Here is a 25,443-nt window from a genome sequence, read left to right on the forward strand (position 1 = left end):
CACAGGATAGTTGGACGTCCTACTATCTGGTCATGACCCAGGACGCCAGGCAGCGGTGGCAGCAGCGGTACGACACGGCACTGGCGCAGGGCAAGGTGCGTGACGCGGACTTCACCACGCTCTCCGGCGTCGAGGTCGACCCCGTCTACGGCCCCGCCGACGAGTCCGCCTTTCCCGGCTTCGAGCGGATCGGCTACCCCGGCGAGTTCCCCTTCACCCGGGGCCTGCACGCCACCGGCTATCGCGGCCGGGCGTGGACCATCCGCCAGTTCGCCGGCTTCGGCAACGCGAAGCAGACGAACGAGCGCTACAAGATGATCTTGGCCGAGGGCGGCGGCGGACTGTCCGTCGCCTTCGACATGCCCACCCTCATGGGCCGCGACTCCGACGACCCGCGGGCGCTCGGCGAGGTCGGGCACTGCGGTGTCGCCATCGACACCGCCGCCGACATGGACGTGCTCTTCGACGGCATCGACCTCGAGGCGACGACGACGTCGATGACGATCAGCGGCCCCGCCGTGCCGGTGTTCTGCATGTACCTGGTCGCCGCCGAGCGCCAGGGCGCCGACCTCGGGAAGCTCAACGGCACCCTGCAGACCGACATCTTCAAGGAGTACATCGCGCAGAAGGAGTGGCTGTTCGCCCCCGAACCGCACCTGCGCCTCATCGGTGACCTGATGGAGTACTGCGCGGCGGAGATCCCCGCGTACAAGCCGATCAGCGTCTCCGGCTACCACATCCGCGAGGCCGGCTCGACCGCCGCGCAGGAGCTCGCCTACACGCTGGCCGACGGGTTCGCCTACGTCGAGCTCGGTCTGGACCGCGGCCTGGACATCGAGCAGTTCGCGCCCGGCCTGTCCTTCTTCTTCGACTCCCACCTGGACTTCTTCGAGGAGATCGCCAAGTTCCGCGCCGCCCGCCGCATCTGGGCCCGGTGGCTGCGCGACGTGTACGGCGCGAAGACGGAGAAGGCCCAGCAGCTGCGCTTCCACACCCAGACCGCCGGGGTGAGCCTGACCGCCCAGCAGCCGGACAACAACATCACCCGGACGGCGATCGAGGCGCTGGCCGCCGTACTCGGCGGCACCCAGAGCCTGCACACCAACGCCCTCGACGAGGTGCTCGCCCTGCCCAGCGCCAAGGCTGCGCAGATCGCCTTGCGGACGCAGCAGCTGATCATGGAGGAGACGGGGGTCATGAACGTGGCCGACCCGCTCGGCGGCTCCTGGTACGTGGAGGCGCTCACCGACGAGATGGAGCGGCAGGCGGAGGAGATCTTCACCCGCATCAAGGACATGAGCGCCGACGGCACCATGACGGGGGGCATCCTGCGCGGCATCGAGGACGGCTGGTTCACCGGCGAGATCGCCGAGGCCGCGTTCGTCTATCAGCGCGCGCTGGAGAAGGGCGAGAAGAAGGTCGTCGGCGTCAACACCCTGACCGGGTCGGTGGACGCCCACGACAAGCTGGAGATCCTGCGGGTCAGCCACCAGGTGGAGATCGACCAGAACGCCGAGCTGGCCGGCCGGCGGGAGCGGCGGGACGACGCCGCCGCCCGGGCCGCCGTCGAGCGGATGGTCGAGGTCGCGCGCACCGAGGCCAACATGGTCCCGGCGATGCTCGACGCGGTCCGTGCCGAGGCCACGCTGGGGGAGATCTGCGACGCGCTGCGGGCCGAGTGGGGCACGTACACCGAGCCCGCCCGGTTCTGACGTACCCGCCCGCCACGATGCGGGCATGACCGGATTCCGCGGGCGCCACCACACCATCGACTACGTCGAGCTCACCGTTCCCGACCTGGACCGGGCGCGGCGCTTCTACGCCGATGCCTTCGGCTGGCAGTTCACCGACTACGGGCCGGAGTACGCCGGCTTCCGCTTCCCCGGCGACGACCGCGAGTCCGGCGGCCTGCGCCTGGACACCCGCGTGCCCGGGCCGGGCGGCCCGCTGGTGCTGCTGTTCTCCACCGATCTCGACCGCACCGTGGCGGCGGTCGAGGCGGCCGGTGGCGAGGTGGCCGAGGGCCCGTACCCCTTCCCGGGCGGCCGGCGGTTCCACTTCCGCGATCCCTCGGGCAACGAGCTCGGTGCCTGGTCGGAGACCTGAGCGGGTCCCTGCGGAGCCGTAACCGGGTAGGTGTGTCGTCGTTCACACAGCAACATCCCCGGGACCCGGAGGTCGGCTGTGCGACGCATCGCGATCGTGCTGGCAGCAGGAGTGGTCGCCGTCGCGTCAGCGGCGCCGGCGACCGCCACCCCCACGGAGCACGCCGGGGACCACCCCGGCGTCCGCAACGTCCTCCCACCCGGCCAGGCCGGCGGCATGACGCTGCCCGGCGCGGCCGGGGCGATCCCGGGCGACCCGCTCGGCCGGCAGGCGGTCGACGGGCGGAACGCCCCGGAGAACTTCGCCGACCAGCTGGAGATGTACGACGCCCTGAACCACGCCGACCTCGGCTCGCTCACCGAGGAGTCCCTCGGCGCGTACTACAAGGACTCACCGCTCACCCTCACCGACGACGAGGCGGTGAGCGTGGACCGGCCCAAGGACGGCGTGGTCATCCGCCGGGACGAGTTCGGCGTCCCCTACATCGAGGGCGAGACCCGCGAGGACGCCGCGTGGGGCTCGGGCTACGCCGGCACGGTGGACCGGATGTTCCTCATGGACGTCCTCCGCCACGTCGGAGCCGCCCGGGCCGCGGAGTTCCTCGGTCCCAGCGCCGAGAACATCGCGATGGACCAGGAGCAGCTGCGCACGGCCTTCTACACCGAGGAGGAGGCCGCCGCGCAGATGGAGGAGGTCGCGGCCCGGTTCGGCGAGGAGGGGCAGCGGCTGCTCGCCGCCGCCGACGCGTTCATCGCCGGGATCAACGCCGCCCAGGAGCGGCTGTGCCCCGGGCTCGTGCTCGGGCCGTCCTGCCCGGTCGAGTACGCAGCACTGCAGCGGGTCCCGCAGCCCTGGGACCGGGCCGACGTCGTCTACATCGCGTCGCTGGTCGGCGGCATCTTCGGCAAGGGCGGCGGTGCCGAGTTCGCCAACGCCCGCTGGCTGCAGCAGCTCGAGCAGCAGTTCGGCCCGGAGGAGGCCCGCCGGATCTTCGACGACCTGCGCTCGGCCGACGACGCCGACGCCCCGACGACGTCCTCGGAGCCGGCGCCCTACGGCGGCGGACCGGTGGACCCGACGCTCCCCGGGGTCGCGCTCCCCGACCTGGACGGCCCGACCGCACCGGGGACCGGGGACGACGCCGGTTCCGGGGGCATCCCGCAGCCGTCGCTCGGCTCGCTGTCCGGCCGGCTGGCGCCCGCGCCGATGCGGATCACCGGCCCGTTCGGCACGCTCGACCTGGCCGCGGTGGCCGACGGCATGAGCAACGCCGCCCTGGTCTCCGGTGACCGCACGGCCGACGGGCACCCGGCGGCGGTCTTCGGCCCGCAGACCGGCTACTACGCACCGCAGCTGCTCACCGAGCAGGCCGTCGTCGCGCCAGGCATCCGGGCCCGCGGCGTCTCCTTCGCCGGCACCAACCTGGTCGTCCAGCTGGGCCGGGGCGTGGACTACGCGTGGTCGGCCACCAGCGCCAACAGCGACAACGTCGACACCGTGGTGGCCCCGCTGTGCGACCCGGCCGGCGGCGCGGCGACGGTGGAGTCCGAGGGCTACGTCGACGACGGCCGCTGCGTGCCGATGGACAGCCGGGTGCACCAGGAGACCGCCCTGCCCACCCTCGGCGGCGTGGGCGCACCGCAGGTGCTGCGCTTCCGGGTGCTCCGCACCGACGACGGCATCGTGCAGCTGCGCACCACCGTGGACGGTCAGCCGGTCGCCGTCGTGGCGCAGCGCAGCACCTACCACCGCGAGCTGGACTCGGTCATCGGGTTCGAGCGCTTCGGCAACCCCGACGTCGTCGACGACGCGGGCAGCTTCCAACAGGCCGCCGCGGCCATCGACTACACGTTCAACTGGTTCTACGCCGACGACCGGGACATCGCCTACTACTCCTCGGGCCGGCTGCCGGTCCGCGCCGAGGGCACCGACCCGCACCTGCCGCGCTGGGCCGGGGACCGGTGGGCGTGGCAGGGCTGGCTCGCCGCGGAGGACCACCCCCAGCAGGTGAACCCGCCCTCGGGCTTCCTGGTCTCCTGGAACAACAAGCCCGCGCCCGGCTGGGCTGCGGCCGACGACGGCTGGGGCTGGGGGCCGGTGCACCGGAGCCTGGCGCTGTCGGACCGCATGACCGCCCTGACCGACGCCGGTGGGGTGACGACGCCGGACCTGGTGGCCGCGGTCCAGGACGCCGCCACGGTCGACTCACGCGCCGACTACACGCTGCCGGCCCTGCTCGACGCCGTCGGCGACGACCCGGGGCTGGCGGAGGCGACGGCGCTGCTGCGCGACTGGCAGGAGCGGGGCGCCCACCGCCTCGACGCGGACCGCGACGGCGGCTACGACGACCAGGCCGCGGTGGCGCTGTTCGACGCGTGGTGGGAGTCGACCGCCGACGACGGCACGGTCACCTCGGTGGCCCACGAGCTGCTGCGCGGCACGCTGGGCGCCCTGGTCACCGAGCTCCCGCAGCGGCTGGACGACCACCCGCGCCAGGGTCTGGGCTCGGCGTGGAACAACGTCGCCTGGTACGGCTACGTCGTCGAGGACCTGGGCGGGCAGGGGCAGTGGTCGCGGTCCTACTGCGGCGGCGGGGACGCCGCGACCTGCCAGGCCGATCTGCGCGCCTCGCTGCGCGCCACGGTCGACCGGCTGCTCGCCGAGCAGGGCGCGGAGTCGGTCGGGGAGCTGACCTACGACAAGCACCTCGACGACATCACCGCCAAGTCCACCGGCGTCGTCGGGGTCCGGGACATCGACTGGCAGAACCGGCCCACGTTCCAGCAGGTCGTCCACTTCACCAGCGGGCGGTGAGTTCCGGAGCCGGGTAGGGCGAGTTCGTCCGGGGTGGGATGATCGAGGCCATGCAGCCCACCCGCCCCGGACGTCCCGACCCGCGCGCTCAGGCCCAGCAGGCGCAGATGGCCGCCGCGATGGCCGGCGCGGTCGACCTGGCCGCCGTCAAGGCGCGCTCGGAGGCCGCCGCACGCGCGCAGGCCGCCCCGCCGCCGAGCCCCACGGCACCGGCGGGGGCGCCGGGTGGCGCCGTCGTCGACGTCACCGAGGCCACCTTCCAGGCCGAGGTGCTCGACCGGTCCTTCCAGGTGCCGGTCGTGCTCGACCTGTGGGCGGAGTGGTGCGGCCCGTGCAAGCAGCTCTCGCCCGTGCTGGAGGCGCTCGCCGTCGAGGGCGGCGGCTCGTGGGTGCTCGCGAAGGTCGACGTCGAGGCCAACCCGGCGCTGGCGCAGGGGCTGCGCGTGCAGGGCATCCCGGCGGTCAAGGCCGTGTGGCAGGGCCAGCTGGTCGCCGAGTTCACCGGGGCCATCCCCGAGGAGCAGGCGCGGCAGTTCGTCACCGAGCTGGTGCAGGCCACCACCGGCGGAGCGGTCCCGGGCGGGGAGCCCGAGGAGGTCGAGGACCCGCGCCTCGACGCCGCCGAGGCAGCCCTGGAGCGCGGTGACCTGGCCGCCGCCGAGGCCGCCTACCAGGCGATCCTGGCCCAGGAGCCCGACCACCCGGACGCCGGGATCGCGCTCCGCCAGGTCCAGCTGTTCCGCCGGGCGGAGGAGGCCGGGCCGGACGCGCTGGCGGCCGCCGACGCCGCGCCCGACGACGTCGCCGCGCAGGCCCGGGCCGCGGACTTCCTGCTCGGCACCGGCAACATCGAGGCGGCGTTCGACCGTCTGCTCGAGGTGGTGCGCCGGACCGCGGGGGAGGAGCGCGACCAGGCCCGGCAGCACCTCGTCGAGCTGTTCGCCGTCGTGGGGGACCAGGACCCGCGGGTCGGCGCGGCGCGCCGCCGGCTCACCGCGGCGCTCTTCTGACCCCGACGATCTAGGCCCCGACGTCGCAGGCCCGGGCGCCGTCGACGAACCCGCCGCGGAACACGTCGACCAGCTGGAAGCCCGACAGCTCGGCGGCACCCAGGACCTGCTCCTCGATGCCGTACTCGAGCAGGAACAGCACGCTCTCGTCGAGGTCGCCGGGTGAGATGGCCACCTCGGGCACCTGCTGCCGGTAGACCTGCGCGCTGAACCAGCCGGTGAGGCAGACCGCGGAGCGGAGGGCGTCCGGGTCGGCGGCGTCGAGACCGAGCTGGTCCCGCGCGCCCAGCGCGTACGGGACGGCGAGCGCCGTGGCCACCGCGAAGTCGCCCAGCGCGTACGCCTCGGTGGTGAGGGACTCGTCGTAGGCGGCGACGTTGCCGTCCGCGCAGTAGACGAGGTCGCGGTCGGCCGGCGCGCAACCGGGGGCGCGGCCGTCGAAGCCCTCGATCGCCGGCGGGTCGAACCGCGTCGCGAACACCTCGTCGAAGGCCCGCTCCCAGAAGGCGGGCAGTGCGCCGTCCATCACGCCGACCAGGTCGTCGTAGGGCAGGTTGCCCTGCCGGCGGAAGTCGTCGTCGCGGGTGAACTCCTCCTGCGTGAACAGCCGCTGGGGACCGAACCCGTCGCGGCAGGCCTCCGGCCCGTCGTCGAAGCCCTCCTGGAAGGCCGACACGCGGTCGAAGTAGGAGCCGTGCGCGGACTCCTCCGCGGTGCTGGTCCCCACCGGGTCGCGCAGCAGGAAGTAGCCGCGCAGCAGGTCGTCGAGCTCCGGCTCCCGCAGGGAGGAGTGCTCGGCCTCGCCGCCGGCGACCCAGGCACTCCAGGCCCCGGCGAAGCAGTCGGCCTGCGTCTCGGTGGCGATCGAGGCCGAGGGGGACCCGACCCGGCCCTGGACCGCGTGGCCGAACTCGTGCGCCATGACCAGCGCGGGGAGGAACCGGCCGTAGCCGTCGGCGAGCTCGGTGAGGAACGCACGGTCGTAGGTGATCGAGTCGGAGTTGGGGTCCTGCACGGCCAGGCAGTAGAAGGCGTTGTTCTCCGCCTCGCGCGGATCGGCGCCGCAGCCGACCCCGTCGGGGAACTCCCCGGGCACGAGGGCGGCGGGATCGACGCTGAAGTAGCCGCCGCGCAGCGGCTCGAACGCCGTCCCGAACACGGCGGGGAGCTGCTCGGCCCAGTAGCTCTCCAGGTCGGCGAGGGCGTTGCGGGCCACCACGTCGGCCGGTTCGTCCGTGCCGCCGAGCACGGTGACCTCGCCCGCCGGTGCGTCGGGGAGGTCCGGCCGGGCGGGGGTCGCCTCCCCGAGCACCACCACCGCGCAGCCCGAGGTTCCCAGGCACAGCACGAGGCCGAGGACGGCGGTCAGCAGGCGGACCCCTCGCCGTCGCTCCATGGGTCGTGGATCGCCCCCGCGGGACGTGCCCAAACCCCGCCCGGATCACCGGCCGAAGCCGCACCCCTCCGCGCCGTAGAGGAACCCGCTGCGGAACTCGCCCACGAGCTCGAAGCCGGACGCGTCGACGGCGGGGAAGACCCGGTCGTCGACGCCGTACTGCAGCAGGAACTGCACGGCCTCGTCGACGTCGCCCGGGCTGATCTGGGCCTGCACCAGGTCGGCGAAGGAGTCCGCGTACCACTGGGCCTCGTACCAGCCGGTCAGGCAGACCGCCGAGCGGGTGGCCTCGTCGTCGTCCACGGAGAGCCCGGCCTGGTCGCGGACCGCCAGGGCGTAGGGCAGCGACAGCGCCGTCGTCAGCGCGAAGTCGCCGACCTCGTCGTAGGCGGGGACGGCGAGGTCGGTCTCGTCCACGTAGACCGTCGCGTCGTCGGCGCAGTAGCCCAGGTCGCGGCCGTCGAGCCCGGCGCAGTCGGGGCCCTCGCCGTCGAACCCCTCCAGTGCCGGCGGCTCGAACTCACCGCCGAACGCCTGGGGGAAGGCCTCGGCCCAGAAGGCCGGCAGCGTGGTGCCGACCCAGTCGACGATGTCGTCGAAGGGGGCGTTGCCCCGGTTCAGCTGATCGGTCGGCGTGAACGCGGCCGCGGTGAACAGCCGGTCGTCGCCGAACTCGTCGCGGCAGGTGGCCGGTCCGCTGTCGAAGCCGTCGTAGAAGGCCGACACCCGGTCGAAGTAGGAACCGTGCGCCTCCGTGTCGTCGGGGTCGCTGCCCACGTCGTCCCGCAGCAGGAGGAAGCCCCGGACGACGTCGTCGAGCTCGGGCTCGCGCAGGGACACGTGCTCGGCCCGCCCGTCGGCGACCCAGCGGGTCCACGCGCCGGCGAGGCAGTCGGCCTGCGTCTCGTCCAGGATGTTGCGGCCGCTGGGCGCGAAGCCGAACCGGCCCTGCATCGCGTGGCCGAACTCGTGCGCCATCACGACGGGGGCGAGGAAGCGGCCGTAGTCGTCGGCGAGCTCCTGCAGCAACGTGCGGTCGTAGGCGATGACGTCGCACACGGGGTCGTAGAAGGCGTTGCCGGCGACCTCCTCGGGTGCGGTGGGGGAGCCGTCGCACCCGATCCCCGTCTCCGGGTAGACGCTCTCGTCGAGGTCCACCGAGTCGACGGAGAAGTAGCCGCCCGCCAGCGGCTGGTACTCCCCGCCGAAGTGCTCGGGGTAGGCGGTGCGCCAGAACGTCTCGAGATCGGCCAGGGCGTTGCGCACGAACTGGTCGATGGGCTCGTCGCCCGCCCCGGTGACGGGGAACTCCTCGATGCCGACGTCGGCCTGCCCGCTGGTGCCCGGGGTGGCCTCACCGCGGACGACGTCGACGGCGCAGCCGGTGACCAGGACTCCGGCGAGGAGGGCGGGCACGGTCCGGCGCAGGAGCTGCCTCATCGTGTGTGGTCGTCCTCCCGGAACCCGGCCGACGCCCGTCCGGCGGGGCGGGCCCGCTCCAGCATGCCGTGCGGGCCCGGGTGCGACCAGCATCCGGCGCCCCACCCGTGGCGGGGCGCCGGAGGAGGCCGGTCAGCCCTCGTGCAGGAACCAGACGGTGCCCAGCGGCGGGGCCGAGATCGTCGCCGAGAACGGCTGACCGTGCCAGGGCTCGGCCACGGCCTCGATGCCGCCGTAGTTGCCGACGCCGGATCCGCCGTAGCCCTCGGCGTCGCTGTTGAGCACCTCACGCCACTGGCCGCCACGCGGCAGCCCGATCCGGTACTCGTGGTGCGGGGCCCCAGCGAAGTTGATGACGCAGGCCAGCGCCGAGCCCTCGACGACCGCGGGCTCGCCCACCGCGGACCCGGTGTCCGCACCCGCCGCGGGCAGGGCGGTGCCGGGCTGCTCCTTCGGTGCCACCCCGTACCGCAGGAACGACAGCACGTTGCCGCTCGCGTCGTTGGCGTCGATCCACTGGAAGCCGGCCGGCTCCACGTCCTGCGACCAGAGCGCGTCGTACTCCTTGTAGCGGGCGTTGAGGTCGGTGACCAGCTGCAGGACGCCGCGGTGCGCGGGGTCGTCGAGGTGCCACCAGTCCAGCGACCGGCTCTCGGCCCACTCCGAGTCCTGCGCGAACTCCGAGCCCATGAACAGCAGCTGCTTGCCGGGGTGGGCCCACATGTAGGCGAGGTAGGCGCGCAGGTTGGCCAGCTGCTGCCACCGGTCGCCCGGCATCTTCCGCAGCATGGAGCCCTTGCCGTAGACGACCTCGTCGTGGCTGATCGGCAGCACGAAGTTCTCGGTGTAGGCGTAGTGCATCGAGAACGTCAGCTGGCCGTGGTGGAAGCTGCGGTAGACCGGCTCGCGCTCCACGTAGGCCAGCGAGTCGTGCATCCAGCCCATGTTCCACTTGAACCCGAAGCCCAGGCCGCCGAGGTGCGTGGGCCGGGTGACGCCCGGCCACGCGGTGGACTCCTCGGCGATCGTCACCACGCCCGGGACCTCGCGGTAGACCGTGGCGTTGAACTCCTGCAGGAACGCCACCGCCTCGAGGTTCTCCCGGCCGCCGTACTTGTTGGGCAGCCACTCGGTGCGCGAGTAGTCCAGGTAGAGCATGGAGGCGACCGCATCCACCCGGATGCCGTCGACGTGGAACTCCTTGGCCCAGTACAGGGCGTTCGCGACCAGGAAGTTGCGGACCTCGGACCGGCCGAAGTCGAAGACGTAGGTGCCCCAGTCCAGCTGCTCGCCCCGGCGGGGGTCGCCGTGCTCGTAGAGCGGCGTGCCGTCGAAGCGGGCCAGCGCCCACTCGTCCTTGGGGAAGTGCGCCGGGACCCAGTCGACGATGACGCCGATGCCGGCCTGGTGGGCGCGGTCGATCAGGTAGCGCAGGTCGTCGGGGCTGCCGAAGCGCGAGGTCGGCGCGTAGTAGGAGGTGACTTGGTACCCCCAGGAGCCGCCGAAGGGGTGCTCGGCCAGCGGCATGAACTCGATGTGGGTGAACCCCGCGGCGACGACGTAGTCGATCAGCTCGTCGGCGAGCTCCCGGTAGGACAGCCCCTGGCGCCAGGAGCCGGCGTGCACCTCGTAGACGCTCATCGGGCGCGCGTGCCAGCCGGCCTCGGCCCGTGTGGCCAGCCACTCGTCGTCGGTCCACTCGTAGGTGGACTCGGTGACCACCGAGGCGTTCAGCGGGGGGACCTCGGTGGCGAAGGCCAGCGGGTCGGACTTCTCGCGCCAGGTGCCGTCGGCACCGAGCACGTGGTAGCGGTAGCGGGTGCCGACCTGGGCGCCCGGGATGAAGATCTCCCAGACCCCGGAGGATCCGAGGTGGCGCATCGGGTAGGCGCGGGCCTCCCAGTAGTCGAAGTCGCCGGTGACCTTCACGCCGCGGGCGCTGGGGGCCCAGACGGCGAAGGAGACGCCCTCGACGGTGCCGCGGGGCGTCTCGTACCGGCGGACGTGCGCGCCGAGCACCTCCCACAGGCGCTCGTGCCGGCCCTCGCGGATGAGGTGCTCGTCCATCGGGCCGAGCGTGGGCATCCAGCGGAACGGGTCGTCGACGGTGTGGGTGGTGGTGCCGCCCTCGGCGTCGCCGTAGCTGACCTCGATGCGGTAGTCGCCCGGCTGGCGGGGGAGCGCGGCCTCGTAGATGCCGCCGTCGTGCAGCCGGGTGGTGTCGTACCGGCTGCCGTCCTCGTCGAGGACGGCCACCGAGACGGCGTCCGGGCGCAGCGTGCGCACCGCCCACCCCTGGGCGGTGCGGTGCGCCCCGAGCACGCGGTGCGGATCGCGGGACCACCCGTCGACGATGGCCTGCAGGTCCTCGTCGGTGACCGACTCGATCGCCTGGTCGGCGTCCGCACCGGCGGTGGTGCCGCCGGCCTGCCCGCGGTCGGCGACGGCGAGGTCGGAGCCCGCGGTCGCAGGGGGGGCCGCCGGCTCGGCCGGCCCCGCCGCGTCGGTGCCGCTGTCCTGGGTCGGAGCCTCTGCGGAGCCCTCCGAGGGCGCCTGCGGGGTCGGCGGGGTGGCGGGGTCGGGGTCGGGCGCCACCGGCTGGCCGGCCGGGGCGCCGGTGCCGTCGCCGGGCTCGGCGATGGGCGCGGGGGCCACCACCGGGTTGGCGGTGACCTCGGTCTCCTCGCTGCCGGGCTCCGGGGTCGCCTCGGTGGCGTTCGGCGCGGCGGCGACCTTCTTCGCCACCGTGCGCTTGGCCGTGGTGGCCTTCTCGGCGGTGGCCTTCTTCGCCGGGGCCGCCTTCTTGGCGGCGGGGGCCTTCTTCGCGGCGGCCTTCTTGGCCGGTGCCTTCTCGCCCGGCGCCTTCCTGGCGGCGGCGCGCTTGGTCGTCCCGGCGGCCGTGGGGGCGTTCACCGGCGCTTCGTCGCCGGCGGCCGCCTCGGCCTGGGCGACCTTCTCCTCCACGGCGCGCTGGAGTTCCTGCTTGCTCTGCGCGTGGTCGTCGCTCGTCATCGTCTCGCCGTCCTCGTCCGTTCTCGGTGCTCTGGTCCGTCGGTTCGATGCCTCAGTCGCGGTCGGTGATCCGCGACAGCGACTGGAGCGGGATCATGAGCCAGTGCGGACGGTTCCTCGCCTCGTAGACGCATTCGTAAACCGCCTTGTCCGCCTCGAACGCCCGAAGGAGTGGTGACTCCCCGCACGGGTCGAGCCCGCTGGCCTCCGAGTAGCCCGCGCAGAACGCGGCCCGGTTGCGCGCCGCCCACTCCTGGGCGCGGTACTCGCGCTGGGAGTCCTCCGGCTGCTCCACGAGCAGGTGCCGGGCGGCGTAGTCGAAGCTGCGCAGCATGCCGGCGACGTCGCGCAGCGGGGTGTCCAGCTCTCGGCGGTCGACCAGCGGGCGGGCCGGCTCGCCCTCGAAGTCGAGGATGATCCAGCCCGTCGCGGTCCGCAGGACCTGCCCCAGGTGGAGGTCGCCGTGCACCCGCTGGCGGACGACCTGCTCGTCGCTCTCGGCGACGGCGGCGTACACCGCGCGCAGACCCTCGGCGTACTCGGCCAGCTGCGGCACGATCTCGATCGCCGCGTCCAGGCGTTCCGACATCTGCCGGGCCACGGTGGCGAACCAGTCGTGAGCGGCCTCCTCGGTCGGCAGGACCTGCGCCATGTCGGCGTGCACCGACGCGGTGGCCGCGCCGAGCCGGCGGCTGTCGGCGGCGAAGTCGCCACCGACCTCGTCGGCGTGCAGGTCGCCCTCGGCGTACAGGTCCCGGACGCTGGCCGTGGCCAGCCGCCAGCCGTCGCTGGCGTTGGGCACGAAGGTCTGCAGCATCGCGACCGTGGCCGGCTCGCCGCCCGCGGCGTCGTCGATCTCGACGTGCCCGAGCAGCGGGGCGATGTGCTCGTTGTCCGTCGCGCGCAGGGCCCGGTGGATCTCCACGTCGGGGTTGAGGCCAGGCTCCAGCCGGCGGAACAGCTTGAGGATCGCCTCCTGCCCGTAGACCAGCGAGGTGTTGCTCTGCTCGGTGGAGACGATGTCGCCGGGCAGTCCCTCGGGGATGTGGCCCTCGTCGGCGGGGGAGAAGCGCATCGGCCCGATGGAGGACCCCTGGGCCAGGTGGATCAGCCACGGCGCGGTCGACTCGCGGTCGCGCATCGCGTCGTAGGCGTAGGTCTCCCGGCCCTCGTTGGACACCGCGCCGACGAGGGCGGACTCCAGCTCCTCGGCGTGCTGGTCGCGCCAGGAGAGCGGCACCAGGTACGTGTCGCGCCCGCCGTCGGTGTACTCGATCCGCACCCGGTGCACCGACAGCACCGGGTTGCCCCGGTCCAGGAAGAAGCCGTCCTCGGTGACGCCGGCCCACTCGCGGCCCTTGCCGCCGAACCACCGCTGCTGCGGGATCCACTCGCGGAACAGGTCGGTCAGTGCGGTGCGGGGTTCGGCGGTCATCGCGTGCCTCCGGACTCGTCGGTCGGGGTCTCCTCGGTGTCGCTGACCACACCCGCGGCCAGCAGCGAGTCGGCCACCGCGCTGGAGGTGGCGCTGGCCCAGTCCTCGGTCTCCTCGACGACCGGCTCGGTCGGCTTGGAGAGCTCGAACCAGTAGAAGCCGTGCCCGGCCAGGGTGAGCATGTAGGGCAGGACGCCGATCTGCGGGAACTCGACCCGGCCGGTCAGCTCGATCGGGGTGTAGCCCTCGAACCGGCGCAGGTCCAGCTCCACCGGCTGCGGGAACCGCGACAGGTTGTTCACGCACAGCACGACGTCGTCGCCGAACTCGCGGACGAATGACAGCACCGTGGGGTTGCGCGAGCCGATCTCGGCGTAGCTGCCCAGCCCGAAGGTGGGGTGCTGGCCGCGGACCTGGATCATCCGGCGGAGCCACTGCAGCAGCGAGTTGGTGTTGCGCAGCTGCGACTCGACGTTGGTGACCTGGTAGCCGTAGACGGGGTCGGCGTTCAGCGGCAGGTACATCCGCTGCGGGTCGGCGGTGGAGAAGCCGCCGTTGCGGTCCGGAGTCCACTGCATCGGGGTGCGGACGCCGTCCCGGTCACCGAGCCAGATGTTGTCGCCCATGCCGATCTCGTCGCCGTAGTACAGGACCGGCGAGCCCGGCAGCGACAGCAGCAGGGCGTTGAACAGCTCGAGGGTGTTGACGTCGTTGTCCAGCAGCGGTGCCAGCCGGCGGCGGATGCCGATGTTGGCCTTCATGCGGGGGTCCTTGGCGTACTCGCCCCACATGTAGTCGCGCTCTTCGTCGGAGACCATCTCGAGCGTCAGCTCGTCGTGGTTGCGCAGGAAGACGCCCCACTGGCAGTTGTCCGGGATGTCCGGCGTCTGCGCCATGATCTCCGAGATCGGGAAGCGCTGCTCCCGGCGGACGGCCATGAACAGGCGCGGCATGACCGGGAAGTGGAAGGCCATCTGGCACTCGTCGCCGTTCTCGCCGAAGTACTCGACGACGTCGGCCGGCCACTGGTTGGCCTCGCAGAGCAGCACGACGTCGGGGTAGTTCGTGTCGACGACCTTGCGCACCTCCTTGAGGAACTCGTGGGTGCGCGGCAGGTTCTCGCAGTTGGTGCCCTCCTCCTCGAAGAGGTAGGGCACGGCGTCGAGCCGGAAGCCGTCGATGCCGAGGTCCAGCCAGAAGCGCAGGGCGTCGATGATCGCCTCGCGCACCTTCGGGTTCTCGAAGTTGAGGTCCGGCTGGTGGGAGAAGAAGCGGTGCCAGAAGTACTGCTTGCGCACCGGGTCGAACGTCCAGTTCGAGCTCTCGGTGTCGACGAAGATGATCCGGGCGTCGGCGTAGCCGGTGTCGTCGTCGGCCCACACGTAGAAGTCGCCGTAGGGTCCCTCGGGGTCACTGCGGCTGGCCTGGAACCAGGGGTGCTGGTCCGAGGTGTGGTTCATGACGAAGTCGATGATCACGCGCATGCCGCGGGCGTGGGCCTCGTCGAGGAACTCGTGGAAGTCCTCGATGTTGCCGAACTCCGGCAGCACCGCGGTGTAGTCGCTGACGTCGTAGCCGCCGTCGCGCAGCGGTGAGGCGAAGAACGGCGGCAGCCACAGGCAGTCGACGCCGAGCCACTGCAGGTAGTCCAGCTTGTCGATCATCCCGCGGAGGTCACCGACGCCGTCGGCGTTGCTGTCGGCGAAGCCGCGGACGAGCACCTCGTAGAAGACGGCGCGCTTGTACCACTCGGGGTCCGACCCCGGCGGGGGCAGAGCGGAGTGGGCGGCAGGGGAGTCGGGGACGGGAACGGTCATCGACGCGTATGCCTCGTTCGGGGTCGCAGGTGCGGTCGGGGGGTGCCGGTCAGTCGACCGGCGGCGGGAACTGCACGGGCCGCGGGAGGCTGATCCCGAAGACGTGCGCGGGCTCCCGGTAGGGGTCGAGCTCGACGTAGTTGAACTGGCCCCAGTCGTACCGGGCGCCGGTGAGCTCGTCGGTGACCGCGAAGCGCTCGTGCCAGTCCAGGCCGAGCGTCGGCAGGTCCAGCGCCGTCGTCCCGATCTGGGTGTTCTGGCTCGAGAGGTTGACGACCACGAGGACGGCGTCGGCCGAACCGGGGTCGGTCTTGGTGAAGCAGAGCAGGTTCGGGTTGTCCACCTGGTGGAACCGCAGCGTGCGCAGCTGCTGCAGCGCCGGGTGGGCGCGCCGGACCTCGTTGAGCCGCCGCAGGTAGGGCGCCAGGCTCCGGCCGCTGGCCTCGGCACCGGCCCAGTCACGAGGGCGGAGCGAGTACTTCTCGCTCTGGTGGTACTCCTCGCTGCCCGGCTTGACCGCCACGTGCTCGAACAGCTCGAAGCCCGAGTAGACGCCCCAGGTCGGGCTCAGCATCGAGGCGAGCACGGCGCGGATCTTGAACATCGGCGGGCCGCCGAACTGCAGCGACTCGTGCAGGATGTCCGGGGTGTTCACGAAGAAGTTCGGTCGCATGTAGTGCGAGTTCGTGGCGAGCTCGCGGCCGTACTCCTCGATCTCGCCGCGCTCGGTCCGCCACGTGAAGTACGTGTACGACTGCGTGAACCCGATGCGCGCCAGCTGGTGCATCATCGCCGGCCGGGTGAACGCCTCCGCCAGGAAGAGCACGTCAGGGTCGGTCTTCTTGACCTCCCAGATCAGCCAGTGCCAGAAGCTCAGCGGCTTGGTGTGCGGGTTGTCCACGCGGAAGATCCGAACCCCGGCCTCCATCCAGACCCGGATGACCCGGAGGCACTCGGCGTAGATGCCCTCCGGGTCGTTGTCGAAGTTGATCGGGTAGATGTCCTGGTACTTCTTCGGCGGGTTCTCGGCGTAGGCGATGGTGCCGTCGGGCTTGGTGGTGAACCACTCCGGGTGGGTCTCGACCCAGGGGTGGTCGGGCGCCGCCTGGAGCGCGAAGTCCAGCGCGACCTCCATGCCCAGCTCGCGGGTGCGGGCGACGAACGCCTTGAAGTCGTCCATGGTGCCGAGCTGCGGGTGGACCGCGTCGTGCCCGCCCTCGGCGCTGCCGATGGCCCAGGGGGAGCCGACGTCGTCGGGACCGATCTCGTGCGGGTTGCCGCCGGGGAACTGGGCGGTGTTCGGGCCCTTGCGGTTGACCGTGCCGATCGGGTGGATCGGCGGCAGGTAGACGATGTCGAAGCCCATGTCGGCGATCGCCGGCAACCGGTCGGACGCCGTCGTGAAGGTGCCGTGGGTGGGGACGCCGCCGACGACGGGGCCCTCCGAGCGCGGGAAGAACTCGTACCAGGAGCCGAACAGCGCCTCCTTGCGGTCCACGAACACCTCGTAGCGCGGCGAGGCGGTGACCAGCTCGCGCACCGGGTGCTCGTGCAGGTAGCGCTGCAGGCCCGAGGCCAGCGCCGGGGCGATCCGGACGGTGAGCTCCTGGGAGGTGTCCCGCAGGGCCTCGGCCGCGGCGGTCACCCGACCGCGCCAGCCCTCGTCGGCCTCGGCGGCCACGCGCTCGAGCAGGCGCGCGCCCTCCTCGAGGTCGTTGGCCAGCTCCTCGGCGCCCTGGCCGGCCTCCACCTTGACCTCGACGGCGTGCTTCCAGGTCTCCAGCGGATCGCTCCACGCCTCGACCCGGAAGGTCCAGCGGCCCTCCCGGTCGGGCACGACCGTGGTCAGCCAGCGATCGGGCTCCGGCGGCAGCTTCGCCATGCGGAGGAACCCGGTCGGCTCGCCGTCCGGTGAGGTCCACACGACGTTCGCGGCGACGGCGTCGTGCCCCTCGCGAAACACCGTGGCGGTGATCGGCAGGTGTTCACCGACCACCGCACGGGCCGAGAAGGTCCCGCAGGACACGACGGGGGCGACATCGGTGATGCCGAGGCGGAGATCAGCGCGTCCAGTCATCGCCGCCCACGCTACTGAGCTGCCGCCCCACCAGCATCTCGGCAGTTGATCTGCCCCACGCGCCTCACCCGTTGGGGCGGCGGATCGGCCGTCGACGGCCCTCCGGGCAGTTGCTCGAGACCCTGACGAACGGCGCGAGTCTGGTTAGTCTCGGCCGGGTGCGAGCTCTCCGACGTTTCACCGTCCGCGCGGCTCTGCCGGAGCCGCTCCTGCCGCTGAGCCAGCTGGTGATGAACCTGCGCTGGTCGTGGCACCCCGAGACACGCGACCTGTTCGAGACCCTGGACCCCGCCCTGTGGCAGCGCTGCGGGGGGGACCCGGTGCGCGCCCTGGGGGAGGTCTCGGCCGAGCGCCTGGCGCAGCTCGCCGCCGACCGCCGGTTCGTCCGCCGCCTGACCGACGCCGTCGACGACCTGGACGAGTACCTCTCCACCCCGCGCTGGTACCAGTCGCTGGGCGCCGAGGCGCCGCAGAGCATCGCCTACTTCTCCGCCGAGTTCGGCATCACCGAGGTGCTGCCGCAGTACTCGGGCGGCCTGGGCATCCTGGCCGGCGACCACCTCAAGGCCGCCTCCGACCTCGGGGTCCCGCTGATCGGCGTCGGGCTCCTCTACCGGGCCGGCTACTTCACCCAGGGCCTGTCGGCCGACGGCTGGCAGCTCGAGCACTACCCGTCGCTGGACCCGCACGGCCTGCCGGTCAAGCTGCTGCGCCAGTCCGACGGCTCCGCCGTCGTCATCACCGTCCCGCTGCCCGAGGGCCGGACCCTGTTCGCCCACGTGTGGCGGGCGCAGGTCGGCCGGGTGTCGCTGCTCCTGCTCGACAGCGACATCGAGGAGAACGCACCCGCCGAGCGCGTGGTCACCGACCGGCTCTACGGCGGCGACGAGGACCACCGGCTCCGCCAGGAGATGCTGCTCGGCATCGGCGGGGTCCGGGCGGTGCGGGCCTACTGCTCGCTCACCGGGACCCCGATGCCCGAGGTGTTCCACGCCAACGAGGGCCACGCCGGGTTCCAGGGCGTGGAGCGCATCCGGGAGCTGACCGAGGCGCACGGGCTGACCTTCCCCGAGGCGCTCCAGGCGGTGCGGGCCGGGACCGTCTTCACCACGCACACCCCCGTCCCGGCCGGCATCGACCGGTTCCCGAAGGCGCTCATCGAGCGCTACTTCGCCGGGTTCGGCGTGCCCCTGGACCAGCTGCTCCCGCTCGGTGCCGAGGACGACCCGTCGAAGTTCAACATGGCGCACATGGGGCTCCGGCTCGGGCAGCGGGCCAACGGCGTCAGCCAGCTGCACGGGCACGTCAGCCGCGGGATGTTCAGCGACCTGTGGCCGGGCTTCGACGAGGCCGACGTGCCGATCGGCTCGATCACCAACGGTGTGCACGCCCCGACGTGGACCGCCCGCGAGCTGGTCGAGATGGGCACGCAGACCTCCAGCCAGGGCGACCCGGTCGAGGTCGACGGCGAGGTGCACTTCGACGGCGTCGACCGCATCCCGGCCGGTGACCTGTGGACCACCCGCCGGCTGCTGCGCGGCCGGCTGGTCGAGGAGGTGCGGCGGCGGATCCGGGAGACGGCGCTGTCCCGCGGGGCCAGCGAGGCGGAGGTCGGCTGGACCGACACCGCCTTCGACCCCGACGTCCTCACCATCGGGTTCGCCCGGCGGGTGCCGTCGTACAAGCGGCTCACGCTGATGCTGCGCGACCCCGCCCGGCTCAAGGCCATGCTGCTGGACCCCGAGCGCCCGATCCAGCTGGTGATCGCCGGCAAGAGCCACCCGGCCGACGACGGCGGCAAGAAGCTCATCCAGCAGATGGTGGCCTTCGCCGACGACCCCGAGATCCGGCACCGGATCGCCTTCCTGCCCGGCTACGACATCGGGATGGCGCGCTACCTCTACTGGGGCTGCGACGTCTGGCTGAACAACCCGCTGCGGCCGCTGGAGGCCTGCGGCACCTCCGGGATGAAGGCGGCCCTGAACGGCGGGCTGAACCTGTCCATCCGCGACGGCTGGTGGGACGAGTGGTTCGACGGCCAGAACGGCTGGGCGATCCCGACCGCCGACGGGGTGCAGGACGCCGACCGGCGCGACGAGGTGGAGGCGCGGGCGATCTACGACCTGCTCTCGACCCAGGTGCTGCCCCGGTTCTACGAGCGCGACCGCGACGGCGTCCCCGGCCGGTGGGTGGAGATGGTCCGGCACACGCTGCGCGAGACCGGGCCCAAGGTCCTGGCCACGCGGATGGTCCGCGACTACGTCCGCGACCTGTACGTGCCGGCGGCGGGCTCGGCCCGCACGATGGCCGCCGACGGCTACGCACCGGCCCGCACCGAGGCGTCGTGGCGCGCGCACCTGCTGCACCACTGGCACGACGTGCGGGTGGCGCACGTCGAGGCGACCGGCGCGGGGGACACCCCGGAGATCGGGTCGACGCTCGCGCTGCGTGCCGAGGTGGAGCTGCCCGGGCTCGAGCCGTCCGACGTCGAGGTGCAGGCGGCCTACGGCCGGGTGGACGACGCCGACGGGCTGCACGAGGTGACGACCGTCACGATGGAGCACGAGCACACCGATGGGTCGCGGCACTGGTTCACCGCCACGGTTCCGCTGGAACGCACCGGCGCGTTCGGCTACACCGTGCGAGTCCTCCCGCACTCGGAGTACCTGGCCGATCCGGCGGAGCTCGGCGTGGTGAGCACGGCGTGACGCCGACCCAGGGGACACTCCCACCACGCGGGTCCCAGCGACACCGTGTGATGTCGTGATGCCCCGGCGTGGCGCTGCTGGTGGGGGCGCCGAGACCGCTCCGGCATCACTAGGCTGACGCCATGCCCGACCGCTGTGAAGTCCTCCCCGGAGAAGCCGTCGTCGCCCGCAGTGGCGGCGGCCTGCTGTGGGTCGACGCGCCCGGCTCGCCCGCCCTCGTGTCCGCCCTGCACGCCTGCCTCGGTGTGTCCGGGCCGGGTGCCGACCGCGTGCTGCAGGCCGTGGCCGGCCAGGTGAGCACGCTCGCCTCGGGTGCCGCGTCCTTCGCCCTCGTCCTCGCGACCGACACCGGCTCCGGTGTCGCGCTGTGGGGTGGCAAGGGCCAGCCGGCGGTCGACGGTGTCCCCGTGTCCGGTTCGTCGGTGGAGGGCGGCACGCTGGCCTCCGGCTTCGCGCTGGGTCAGTCCCTCTACGTCGGTCCCGGCCAGTCGGCGCCCCGCACGCCCCCCGGCGTCAGCTTCGACCTCGTCGAGGGCACCGTGCCCGGCGGCGGGGCCACGCTGCACCTGGCCGCGGCGGCTCCCTCGGCCGCCACCGCCACGTCGGCCGCCCCCGCGCAGTCGCCGTTCTCGGCGCCCTCGGACGCCGGCTTCGGTGCCTCCCGCGGCTCCTCGGCGGCGTCCTCGGCCCGCCCGGAGTCCGGCGAGCAGACGGCGTTCTGGCGCCCCGACGCCGACTCTGCCGTGCCGCTCCTGCGGTTCGACGACGGCATGGTCGTCACGATCGACGAGGACCTGGTCCTCGGCCGTCGCCCCGACAACCACGAGATGGTCACCAGCGGCTCGGCCCGCGCGGTGCCCATCGCCGACACCCAGAACGTGCTCTCGTCGGCGCACGCCGCCCTCACCCGGTCCGGCCGCGAGGTCTCGCTGGTCGACCTCGGGTCCCTCAACGGCACGCACGTCGCCGGCCCCGAGGCCACCGAGTGGACGCAGCTGGAGCCGGGTGTGGCCCACCCGCTCTCCGACGGCGACCGCCTGCTGCTGGGCTGGACGGTCATCACCTTCGAGCAGCCGCAGGAGTAACTGCAGCCCGAACCGCAGAGAGCCCCGGTCCGATGTCGGACCGGGGCTCTCGCGCGTGCAGGGCACGATCAGCGGATGCACCTCGAAGGGGACCTCGCACACGAGCTCGCGCTGAGTTCACCGAACCATCTGCCGGTGACCGCCCGCCGGCGCGCGCAGAAGGTGCTGCTGGTCCTGCTCTCCGGCCGCATGTGGGTGCACGAGGCCGACGGGGGGCGCCGCGACATCACCGGGCCCACGTGGGTCGTCTGGTACCCGGGCGAGGCGATCGAGTACGGCGCGGTCGGGGCGACGGTGCACTGGGTGCTCGCGGCGCCGGTCGGGGTCGTGCCACCGGGGTTCCCGCGCCCGGGTTCGCGCGTGCGCATGCGGGACGGCTCCGGGACGGCCGAGGCCCTGGTGATGCACTACCTGGACGACTCACCGGACGGCACGGGTCCGCTCTCGGTGGTCGCGGACGTGGCGGTCAGCGGGATCGGGATCCACTCCCTCGCCGAGCTGGTCGACGTCGTGGAGGAGGCCGACGAGGACCTGCACGACTGGGACTTCGGGCCGGGCCTGGAGCGACCGTGGCGCCGGGCCGGACGGTGAGTCAGGGGCGGCGCTCGACGCGGAACAGCCAGACGCACCGGCCGGGCATGGTCAGCGGGCCGGGCGCCACGAAGGTCGGCTCGGGCGGCGCGCCGGTCGGGTACTCGGTCGACAGCACCAGCTCGTAGCCGTCCGCCCAGGGCGGCCCCGGCAGCTGCACCGTCACCGGGTCCGGGCCGGCGTGCAGCTGCACCAGGTAGGAGTCGTCCACCAGCGGGTGGCCGTACTCGTCGCGGTACCGGATCCCGCGCCCGTCGAGGTACATGCCGACGGTCTGCAGCCCGGTGTCGAACCAGTCCCCGGTGGTCAGCTGGCCACCGCCGGGGGCGAACCAGGCCAGGTCGCGGGTGCCGCCGGTGCCCGGCAGCTCGTGGCCCTCGAAGAACGCCTCCTGCCGCAGCACCGGGGCGGCGCGGCGGAGGCGCACCAGCCGGCTGGTGAACGCCAGCAGGTCCCGGTCGACGCCGTCCCAGTCCAGCCAGGAGATCTCGTTGTCCTGGCAGTAGGCGTTGTTGTTGCCGCCCTGGGTGCGGCCGAGCTCGTCGCCGGCGGTCAGCATCGGCACCCCGGTGGACAGCAGCAGCGTCGTCAGCAGGTTGCGGACCTGGCGTCCCCGCAGCTCCAGGACGTCCGGGTCGTCGGTCGGGCCCTCGACGCCGCAGTTCCAGTTCCGGTTGTGGCTCTCGCCGTCCCGGTTGTCCTCGCCGTTGGCCTCGTTGCGCTTGTGCTCGTAGGCGACCAGGTCGGCCATGGGGAAGCCGTCGTGCGCGGTGACGAAGTTGATGCTGGCGAACGGCCGCCGGCCGTCGGAGCGGTAGAGGTCGGAGGAGCCGGTGAGCCGGTAGGCCAGGTCGCGGACGCCGACGTGCGCGCCGGACCACACGTCGCGCACGGTGTCGCGGTACTTGCCGTTCCACTCCGTCCACGGCGGCGGGAAGTTGCCCACCTGGTAGCCGCCCTCGCCGACGTCCCACGGCTCGGCGATCAGCTTCACCTGGCTGACCACCGGGTCCTGGTGGACGACGTCGAAGAACGCCGAGAGCCGGTCGACGTCGTGCATCGAGCGGGCCAGCGCCGAGGCCAGGTCGAACCGGAAGCCGTCGACGTGCATCTCGGTGACCCAGTAGCGCAGCGAGTCCATCAGCAGCCCGAGCACGGCCGGGCGGCGGACGTCGAGGGTGTTCCCGCACCCGGTGTAGTCGGTGTAGCGGGCGCGGTTGCCGCCGTCGAGCCGGTAGTAGCCGCCGTTGTCGATGCCCTTGAACGACAGGGTCGGGCCGCTGTGGTCGCCCTCGGCGGTGTGGTTGTAGACGACGTCGAGGATCACCTCGATGCCGGCGGCGTGCAGCTCGCGCACCATCGTCTTGAACTCCGTCACCTGACCGCCGCCGCTCCCGGCGGAGCTGTAGCCGGCGTGCGGGGCGAAGTAGCCGAGGGTGTTGTAGCCCCAGTAGTTGGTCAGCCCGCGGCGCAGCAGGTGCGGCTCGCTGACGAAGTGGTGCACCGGCAGCAGCTCGACCGCGGTCACGCCGAGCGAGAGCAGGTGCTCGATGAACGCCGGGTGGGCCAGCCCCGCGTAGGTGCCGCACAGGTGCGGCGGGACGTCGGGGTGCCGCGCGGTCGCGCCCTTCACGTGCACCTCGTAGACGACGGTGTCGGACCACGAGCGGCGCAGCGGACGGTCGCCGTCCCACGGGAACGGGTCGTGGACGACGACGCCGCGGGGCACGTGGGGCGCGGAGTCCTGCTCGTCCGGGACGGCGGAGTCCACGTGCTCGAAGGGGTGGCCGAACAGGGCGGTGTGCAGCCGCAGCTCGCCGTCGACCGCGCGTGCGTAGGGGTCGAGCAGGAGCTTCGCCGGGTTGTAGCGGTGTCCGCTGAACGGGTCGTAGCCGCCGTGCACCCGGTAGCCGTAGTGCTGGCCGGGACCGACACCGGGCAGCCGGCCGTGCCACACCTGGTGGGTCGTCTCCTCGAGCCGGTGGCGGTGCTCGGTGCCGTCGGCGTCGAAGAGGCACAGGTCGACGGCGGCCGCCCCCGCCGACCACAGCGCGAAGTTCGTCCCCCGCCCGTCCCAGGTGGCCCCGAGGGGGGCCGGGGTGCCGGGCAGCAGGCCCGGGACAGGACCGTGGGGGCGGCGGTGCGGGTGGTGTCCGGCGGAGTGGTTGTCGGTCACGGCGCGATCGTGCCCTCTCCGATCCCGGACGTGGCGCAACGTCGACCGGGAAAGGTTGATTGGATGGGGGCGTGTCGAGCTCAGGCGCCTCCGAGGGGGCCGTCGTACGGATGACCGGGGTGGACGTCGTCCGGGGGCAGAACCACCTGCTCAGGGGCGTCGACTGGCGGGTGGAGGCCGACCAGCGGTGGGTCGTCCTGGGGCCGAACGGGGCGGGGAAGACGACGCTCATGCAGCTGGCGTCGGCGCTGATGCACCCGACGCGCGGCGAGGTCCGGCTGCTCGGCGAGACGCTCGGCGCGGTCGACGTCTTCGAGCTGCGCCCCCGGATCGGGATCACCAGCGCCTCCCTGGCCCAGCGGATCGACCCGGGGGAGAAGACCGGGGACATCGTGGTCTCCGCCGGGTACGCGGTGGTCGGCCGGTGGCGGGAGCGCTACGACGTGCACGACCTGACCCGCGCGGGGCTGCTGATGTCGCAGTGGGGGGTCGCGCAGTACGCGCACCGGCCCTTCGGCACGCTCAGCGAGGGCGAGCGCAAGCGCGCGCAGATCGCCCGGGCGCTGATGCCGGACCCGGAGCTGCTCATCCTCGACGAGCCCGGCGCCGGCCTGGACCTCGGCGGCCGCGAGGACCTGGTGGCCCGCCTGTCGGACCTGGCGAAGTACCACTACGCGCCGGCGCAGGTGCTGGTCACCCACCACGTCGAGGAGATCCCGCCGGGCTACACCCACGCCCTGCTGCTCCGCGACGGCGAGGTGGTGGCCTCCGGCGCCGCGGACGACGTCCTGACCGCGCAGATGCTGTCGGACACGTTCGGCCTGGCGCTCTCGCTCACCCGCACCGACGGCCGCTTCACCGCCCGCCGCGCCTGAGGCCCCCTCCAGAGGCTCGGCCCGAGCGGAGCGAGGGGTGAGGGGGAGGGGGTCCTTATAGGGTTCGGGCCATGTCTGGAGCGCCCGAGTTCGTGACCCTGCAGGTGGAGGACGGGGTGGGCACGATCCGCCTCGACCGGCCGAAGATGAACGCGATCGACGAGCAGCTGCACCTGGAGGTGCGCGCCGCCGCGACCGAGGCCGCCGGCCGCGACGACGTCCGCGCCGTGGTGGTCTACGGCGGCGAGCGGGTGTTCGCCGCGGGCGCCGACATCAAGGCGATGTCCCAGCTCGACGCCGCCGGCATGACCGCGTGGGGCAAGGAGCTGCAGGACTCGTTCCGGACCCTCGCCCAGCTGCCCAAGCCGGTCATCGCCGCGATCACCGGCTACGCCCTCGGTGGCGGCTACGAGCTGGCCCTGTGCGCGGACTTCCGGGTGCTCGGCGCCTCGGCGAAGATCGGCCAGCCGGAGATCCTGCTCGGGATCATCCCCGGCGCCGGCGGCACCCAGCGGCTGGCCCGCCTGGTCGGCCCGGCCAAGGCCAAGGACCTCGTCTTCACCGGCCGGCACGTGGGTGCAGAGGAGGCGCTGGAGATCGGGCTGGCCGACGCCGTCGTCCCCGACGCCGAGGTCTACTCCACCGCCGTCGCCATGGCCAAGAAGTTCGCCGCCGGCCCGCCGCTGGCCCTCGCCGCCGCCAAGCAGGCCATCGACGGTGGCCTCGACGGCTCCCTCGACGAGGGGCTGGCCCTGGAGACCCGCCTGTTCGCCGGCCTCTTCGACAGCGAGGACCAGAAGACCGGCATGCGCTCCTTCCTGGAGAGCGGGCCGGGCAAGGCCACCTTCACCGGCCGCTGAACGGGGCGGTCCGTCGCCGAAAGGTCATCCGACCGTCACGC

Annotated in this window: 16 protein-coding genes; 9 read left to right on the forward strand and 7 right to left on the reverse strand. The window is 72.8% G+C overall.

Features of this window, described 5'->3' with window-relative positions; genetic code table 11:
• Window positions 1-32: 32 nt before the first annotated feature.
• The 4 genes from GCU60_RS11460 (at window position 33) to GCU60_RS11475 (ending at window position 5,930) form a co-directional block, all read left to right on the forward strand.
• Entirely contained in the window at window positions 33-1,712 is a 1,680-nt protein-coding gene (locus GCU60_RS11460; protein WP_163205288.1) for an acyl-CoA mutase large subunit family protein, read from the forward strand.
• A gap of 25 nt (window positions 1,713-1,737) precedes the next feature.
• A complete protein-coding gene (locus tag GCU60_RS11465; RefSeq protein ID WP_163205290.1) occupies window positions 1,738-2,106 on the forward strand; it encodes a VOC family protein in 369 nt (122 codons plus the stop codon).
• A 78-nt stretch (window positions 2,107-2,184) separates the two neighbouring features.
• A complete protein-coding gene (locus GCU60_RS11470; RefSeq protein ID WP_163205292.1) occupies window positions 2,185-4,920 on the forward strand; it encodes a penicillin acylase family protein in 2,736 nt (911 codons plus the stop codon).
• 50 nt (window positions 4,921-4,970) lie between these two features.
• Window positions 4,971-5,930: a tetratricopeptide repeat protein gene (locus GCU60_RS11475; RefSeq protein WP_204261873.1), complete on the forward strand. Its 960-nt coding sequence runs from the start codon at window positions 4,971-4,973 to the stop codon at window positions 5,928-5,930.
• Between the two features lie 10 nt (window positions 5,931-5,940).
• Here GCU60_RS11475 and GCU60_RS11480 read toward each other — a convergent pair whose 3' ends face one another.
• From GCU60_RS11480 to GCU60_RS11505, 6 genes are all read right to left on the reverse strand, one after another.
• Window positions 5,941-7,326 carry a neutral zinc metallopeptidase gene (locus GCU60_RS11480; RefSeq protein ID WP_163205294.1) on the reverse strand — a complete coding sequence of 462 codons (1,386 nt, stop codon included), beginning with the start codon at window positions 7,324-7,326 and terminating at the stop codon, window positions 5,941-5,943.
• A 45-nt stretch (window positions 7,327-7,371) separates the two neighbouring features.
• On the reverse strand, window positions 7,372-8,766 hold the full coding sequence (locus tag GCU60_RS11485) for a hypothetical protein (RefSeq protein ID WP_239521028.1): 1,395 nt from the start codon (window positions 8,764-8,766) through the stop codon (window positions 7,372-7,374).
• Window positions 8,767-8,898: 132 nt separating this feature from the next.
• Complete coding sequence (glgB, locus tag GCU60_RS11490) at window positions 8,899-11,778, reverse strand: 1,4-alpha-glucan branching protein GlgB (protein WP_204261874.1); 2,880 nt, start codon at window positions 11,776-11,778, stop codon at window positions 8,899-8,901.
• Between the two features lie 52 nt (window positions 11,779-11,830).
• Window positions 11,831-13,213 (reverse strand): maltokinase N-terminal cap-like domain-containing protein, encoded by a 1,383-nt coding sequence (locus tag GCU60_RS11495; protein ID WP_163205296.1) that lies wholly within the window; start codon window positions 13,211-13,213, stop codon window positions 11,831-11,833.
• Window positions 13,210-15,030, reverse strand: coding sequence for a maltose alpha-D-glucosyltransferase (treS, locus tag GCU60_RS11500; protein ID WP_163205298.1), 1,821 nt, complete (start codon window positions 15,028-15,030; stop codon window positions 13,210-13,212). The genes GCU60_RS11495 and treS overlap by 4 nt, the downstream gene beginning before the upstream one ends.
• Before the next feature lie 49 nt (window positions 15,031-15,079).
• Window positions 15,080-17,107 carry an alpha-1,4-glucan--maltose-1-phosphate maltosyltransferase gene (locus tag GCU60_RS11505; protein WP_163205300.1) on the reverse strand — a complete coding sequence of 676 codons (2,028 nt, stop codon included), beginning with the start codon at window positions 17,105-17,107 and terminating at the stop codon, window positions 15,080-15,082.
• A gap of 158 nt (window positions 17,108-17,265) precedes the next feature.
• Between GCU60_RS11505 and glgP the strand changes: the two genes are divergently transcribed.
• The 3 genes from glgP (at window position 17,266) to GCU60_RS11520 (ending at window position 21,491) form a co-directional block, all read left to right on the forward strand.
• On the forward strand, window positions 17,266-19,815 hold the full coding sequence (gene glgP, locus GCU60_RS11510; RefSeq protein ID WP_163205301.1) for an alpha-glucan family phosphorylase: 2,550 nt from the start codon (window positions 17,266-17,268) through the stop codon (window positions 19,813-19,815).
• A gap of 122 nt (window positions 19,816-19,937) precedes the next feature.
• The gene (locus GCU60_RS11515) at window positions 19,938-20,900 is read left to right on the forward strand and encodes an FHA domain-containing protein (RefSeq protein WP_163205303.1); all 963 of its coding nucleotides are present in this window, start codon (window positions 19,938-19,940) and stop codon (window positions 20,898-20,900) included.
• Between the two features lie 75 nt (window positions 20,901-20,975).
• The gene (locus tag GCU60_RS11520) at window positions 20,976-21,491 is read left to right on the forward strand and encodes a hypothetical protein (RefSeq protein ID WP_163205305.1); all 516 of its coding nucleotides are present in this window, start codon (window positions 20,976-20,978) and stop codon (window positions 21,489-21,491) included.
• Between the two features lies 1 nt (window position 21,492).
• On the opposite strand, the gene glgX is transcribed toward GCU60_RS11520, so the two are convergent.
• Window positions 21,493-23,667 carry a glycogen debranching protein GlgX gene (gene glgX, locus GCU60_RS11525; RefSeq protein WP_345770541.1) on the reverse strand — a complete coding sequence of 725 codons (2,175 nt, stop codon included), beginning with the start codon at window positions 23,665-23,667 and terminating at the stop codon, window positions 21,493-21,495.
• 71 nt (window positions 23,668-23,738) lie between these two features.
• On the opposite strand from glgX, the gene GCU60_RS11530 reads away from it, so the two are divergent.
• Both GCU60_RS11530 and GCU60_RS11535 read left to right on the forward strand, forming a co-directional pair.
• Complete coding sequence (locus tag GCU60_RS11530) at window positions 23,739-24,542, forward strand: ABC transporter ATP-binding protein (protein WP_345770542.1); 804 nt, start codon at window positions 23,739-23,741, stop codon at window positions 24,540-24,542.
• Window positions 24,543-24,613: 71 nt separating this feature from the next.
• On the forward strand, window positions 24,614-25,402 hold the full coding sequence (locus tag GCU60_RS11535; RefSeq protein WP_163205309.1) for an enoyl-CoA hydratase/isomerase family protein: 789 nt from the start codon (window positions 24,614-24,616) through the stop codon (window positions 25,400-25,402).
• Window positions 25,403-25,443 lie beyond the last annotated feature (41 nt).

This window comes from Blastococcus saxobsidens (genome assembly GCF_010682065.1).
Lineage (GTDB): Bacteria > Actinomycetota > Actinomycetes > Mycobacteriales > Geodermatophilaceae > Blastococcus > Blastococcus saxobsidens_B.

Excerpts from the sequence above, each read along its gene's own strand:
- GCU60_RS11515 (WP_163205303.1), top strand. The coding sequence starts at position 19,938 with ATGCCCGACCGCTGTGAAGTCCTCCCCGGAGAAGCCGTCGTCGCCCGC.
- GCU60_RS11465 (WP_163205290.1), top strand. The coding sequence starts at position 1,738 with ATGACCGGATTCCGCGGGCGCCACCACACCATCGACTACGTCGAGCTC.
- treS (WP_163205298.1), bottom strand. The coding sequence starts at position 15,030 with ATGACCGTTCCCGTCCCCGACTCCCCTGCCGCCCACTCCGCTCTGCCC.
- GCU60_RS11495 (WP_163205296.1), bottom strand. The coding sequence starts at position 13,213 with ATGACCGCCGAACCCCGCACCGCACTGACCGACCTGTTCCGCGAGTGG.
- GCU60_RS11485 (WP_239521028.1), bottom strand. The coding sequence starts at position 8,766 with ATGAGGCAGCTCCTGCGCCGGACCGTGCCCGCCCTCCTCGCCGGAGTC.
- GCU60_RS11520 (WP_163205305.1), top strand. The coding sequence starts at position 20,976 with ATGCACCTCGAAGGGGACCTCGCACACGAGCTCGCGCTGAGTTCACCG.
- GCU60_RS11505 (WP_163205300.1), bottom strand. The coding sequence starts at position 17,107 with ATGACTGGACGCGCTGATCTCCGCCTCGGCATCACCGATGTCGCCCCC.
- GCU60_RS11460 (WP_163205288.1), top strand. The coding sequence starts at position 33 with ATGACCCAGGACGCCAGGCAGCGGTGGCAGCAGCGGTACGACACGGCA.
- GCU60_RS11480 (WP_163205294.1), bottom strand. The coding sequence starts at position 7,326 with ATGGAGCGACGGCGAGGGGTCCGCCTGCTGACCGCCGTCCTCGGCCTC.
- glgB (WP_204261874.1), bottom strand. The coding sequence starts at position 11,778 with ATGACGAGCGACGACCACGCGCAGAGCAAGCAGGAACTCCAGCGCGCC.
- GCU60_RS11475 (WP_204261873.1), top strand. The coding sequence starts at position 4,971 with ATGCAGCCCACCCGCCCCGGACGTCCCGACCCGCGCGCTCAGGCCCAG.
- GCU60_RS11535 (WP_163205309.1), top strand. The coding sequence starts at position 24,614 with ATGTCTGGAGCGCCCGAGTTCGTGACCCTGCAGGTGGAGGACGGGGTG.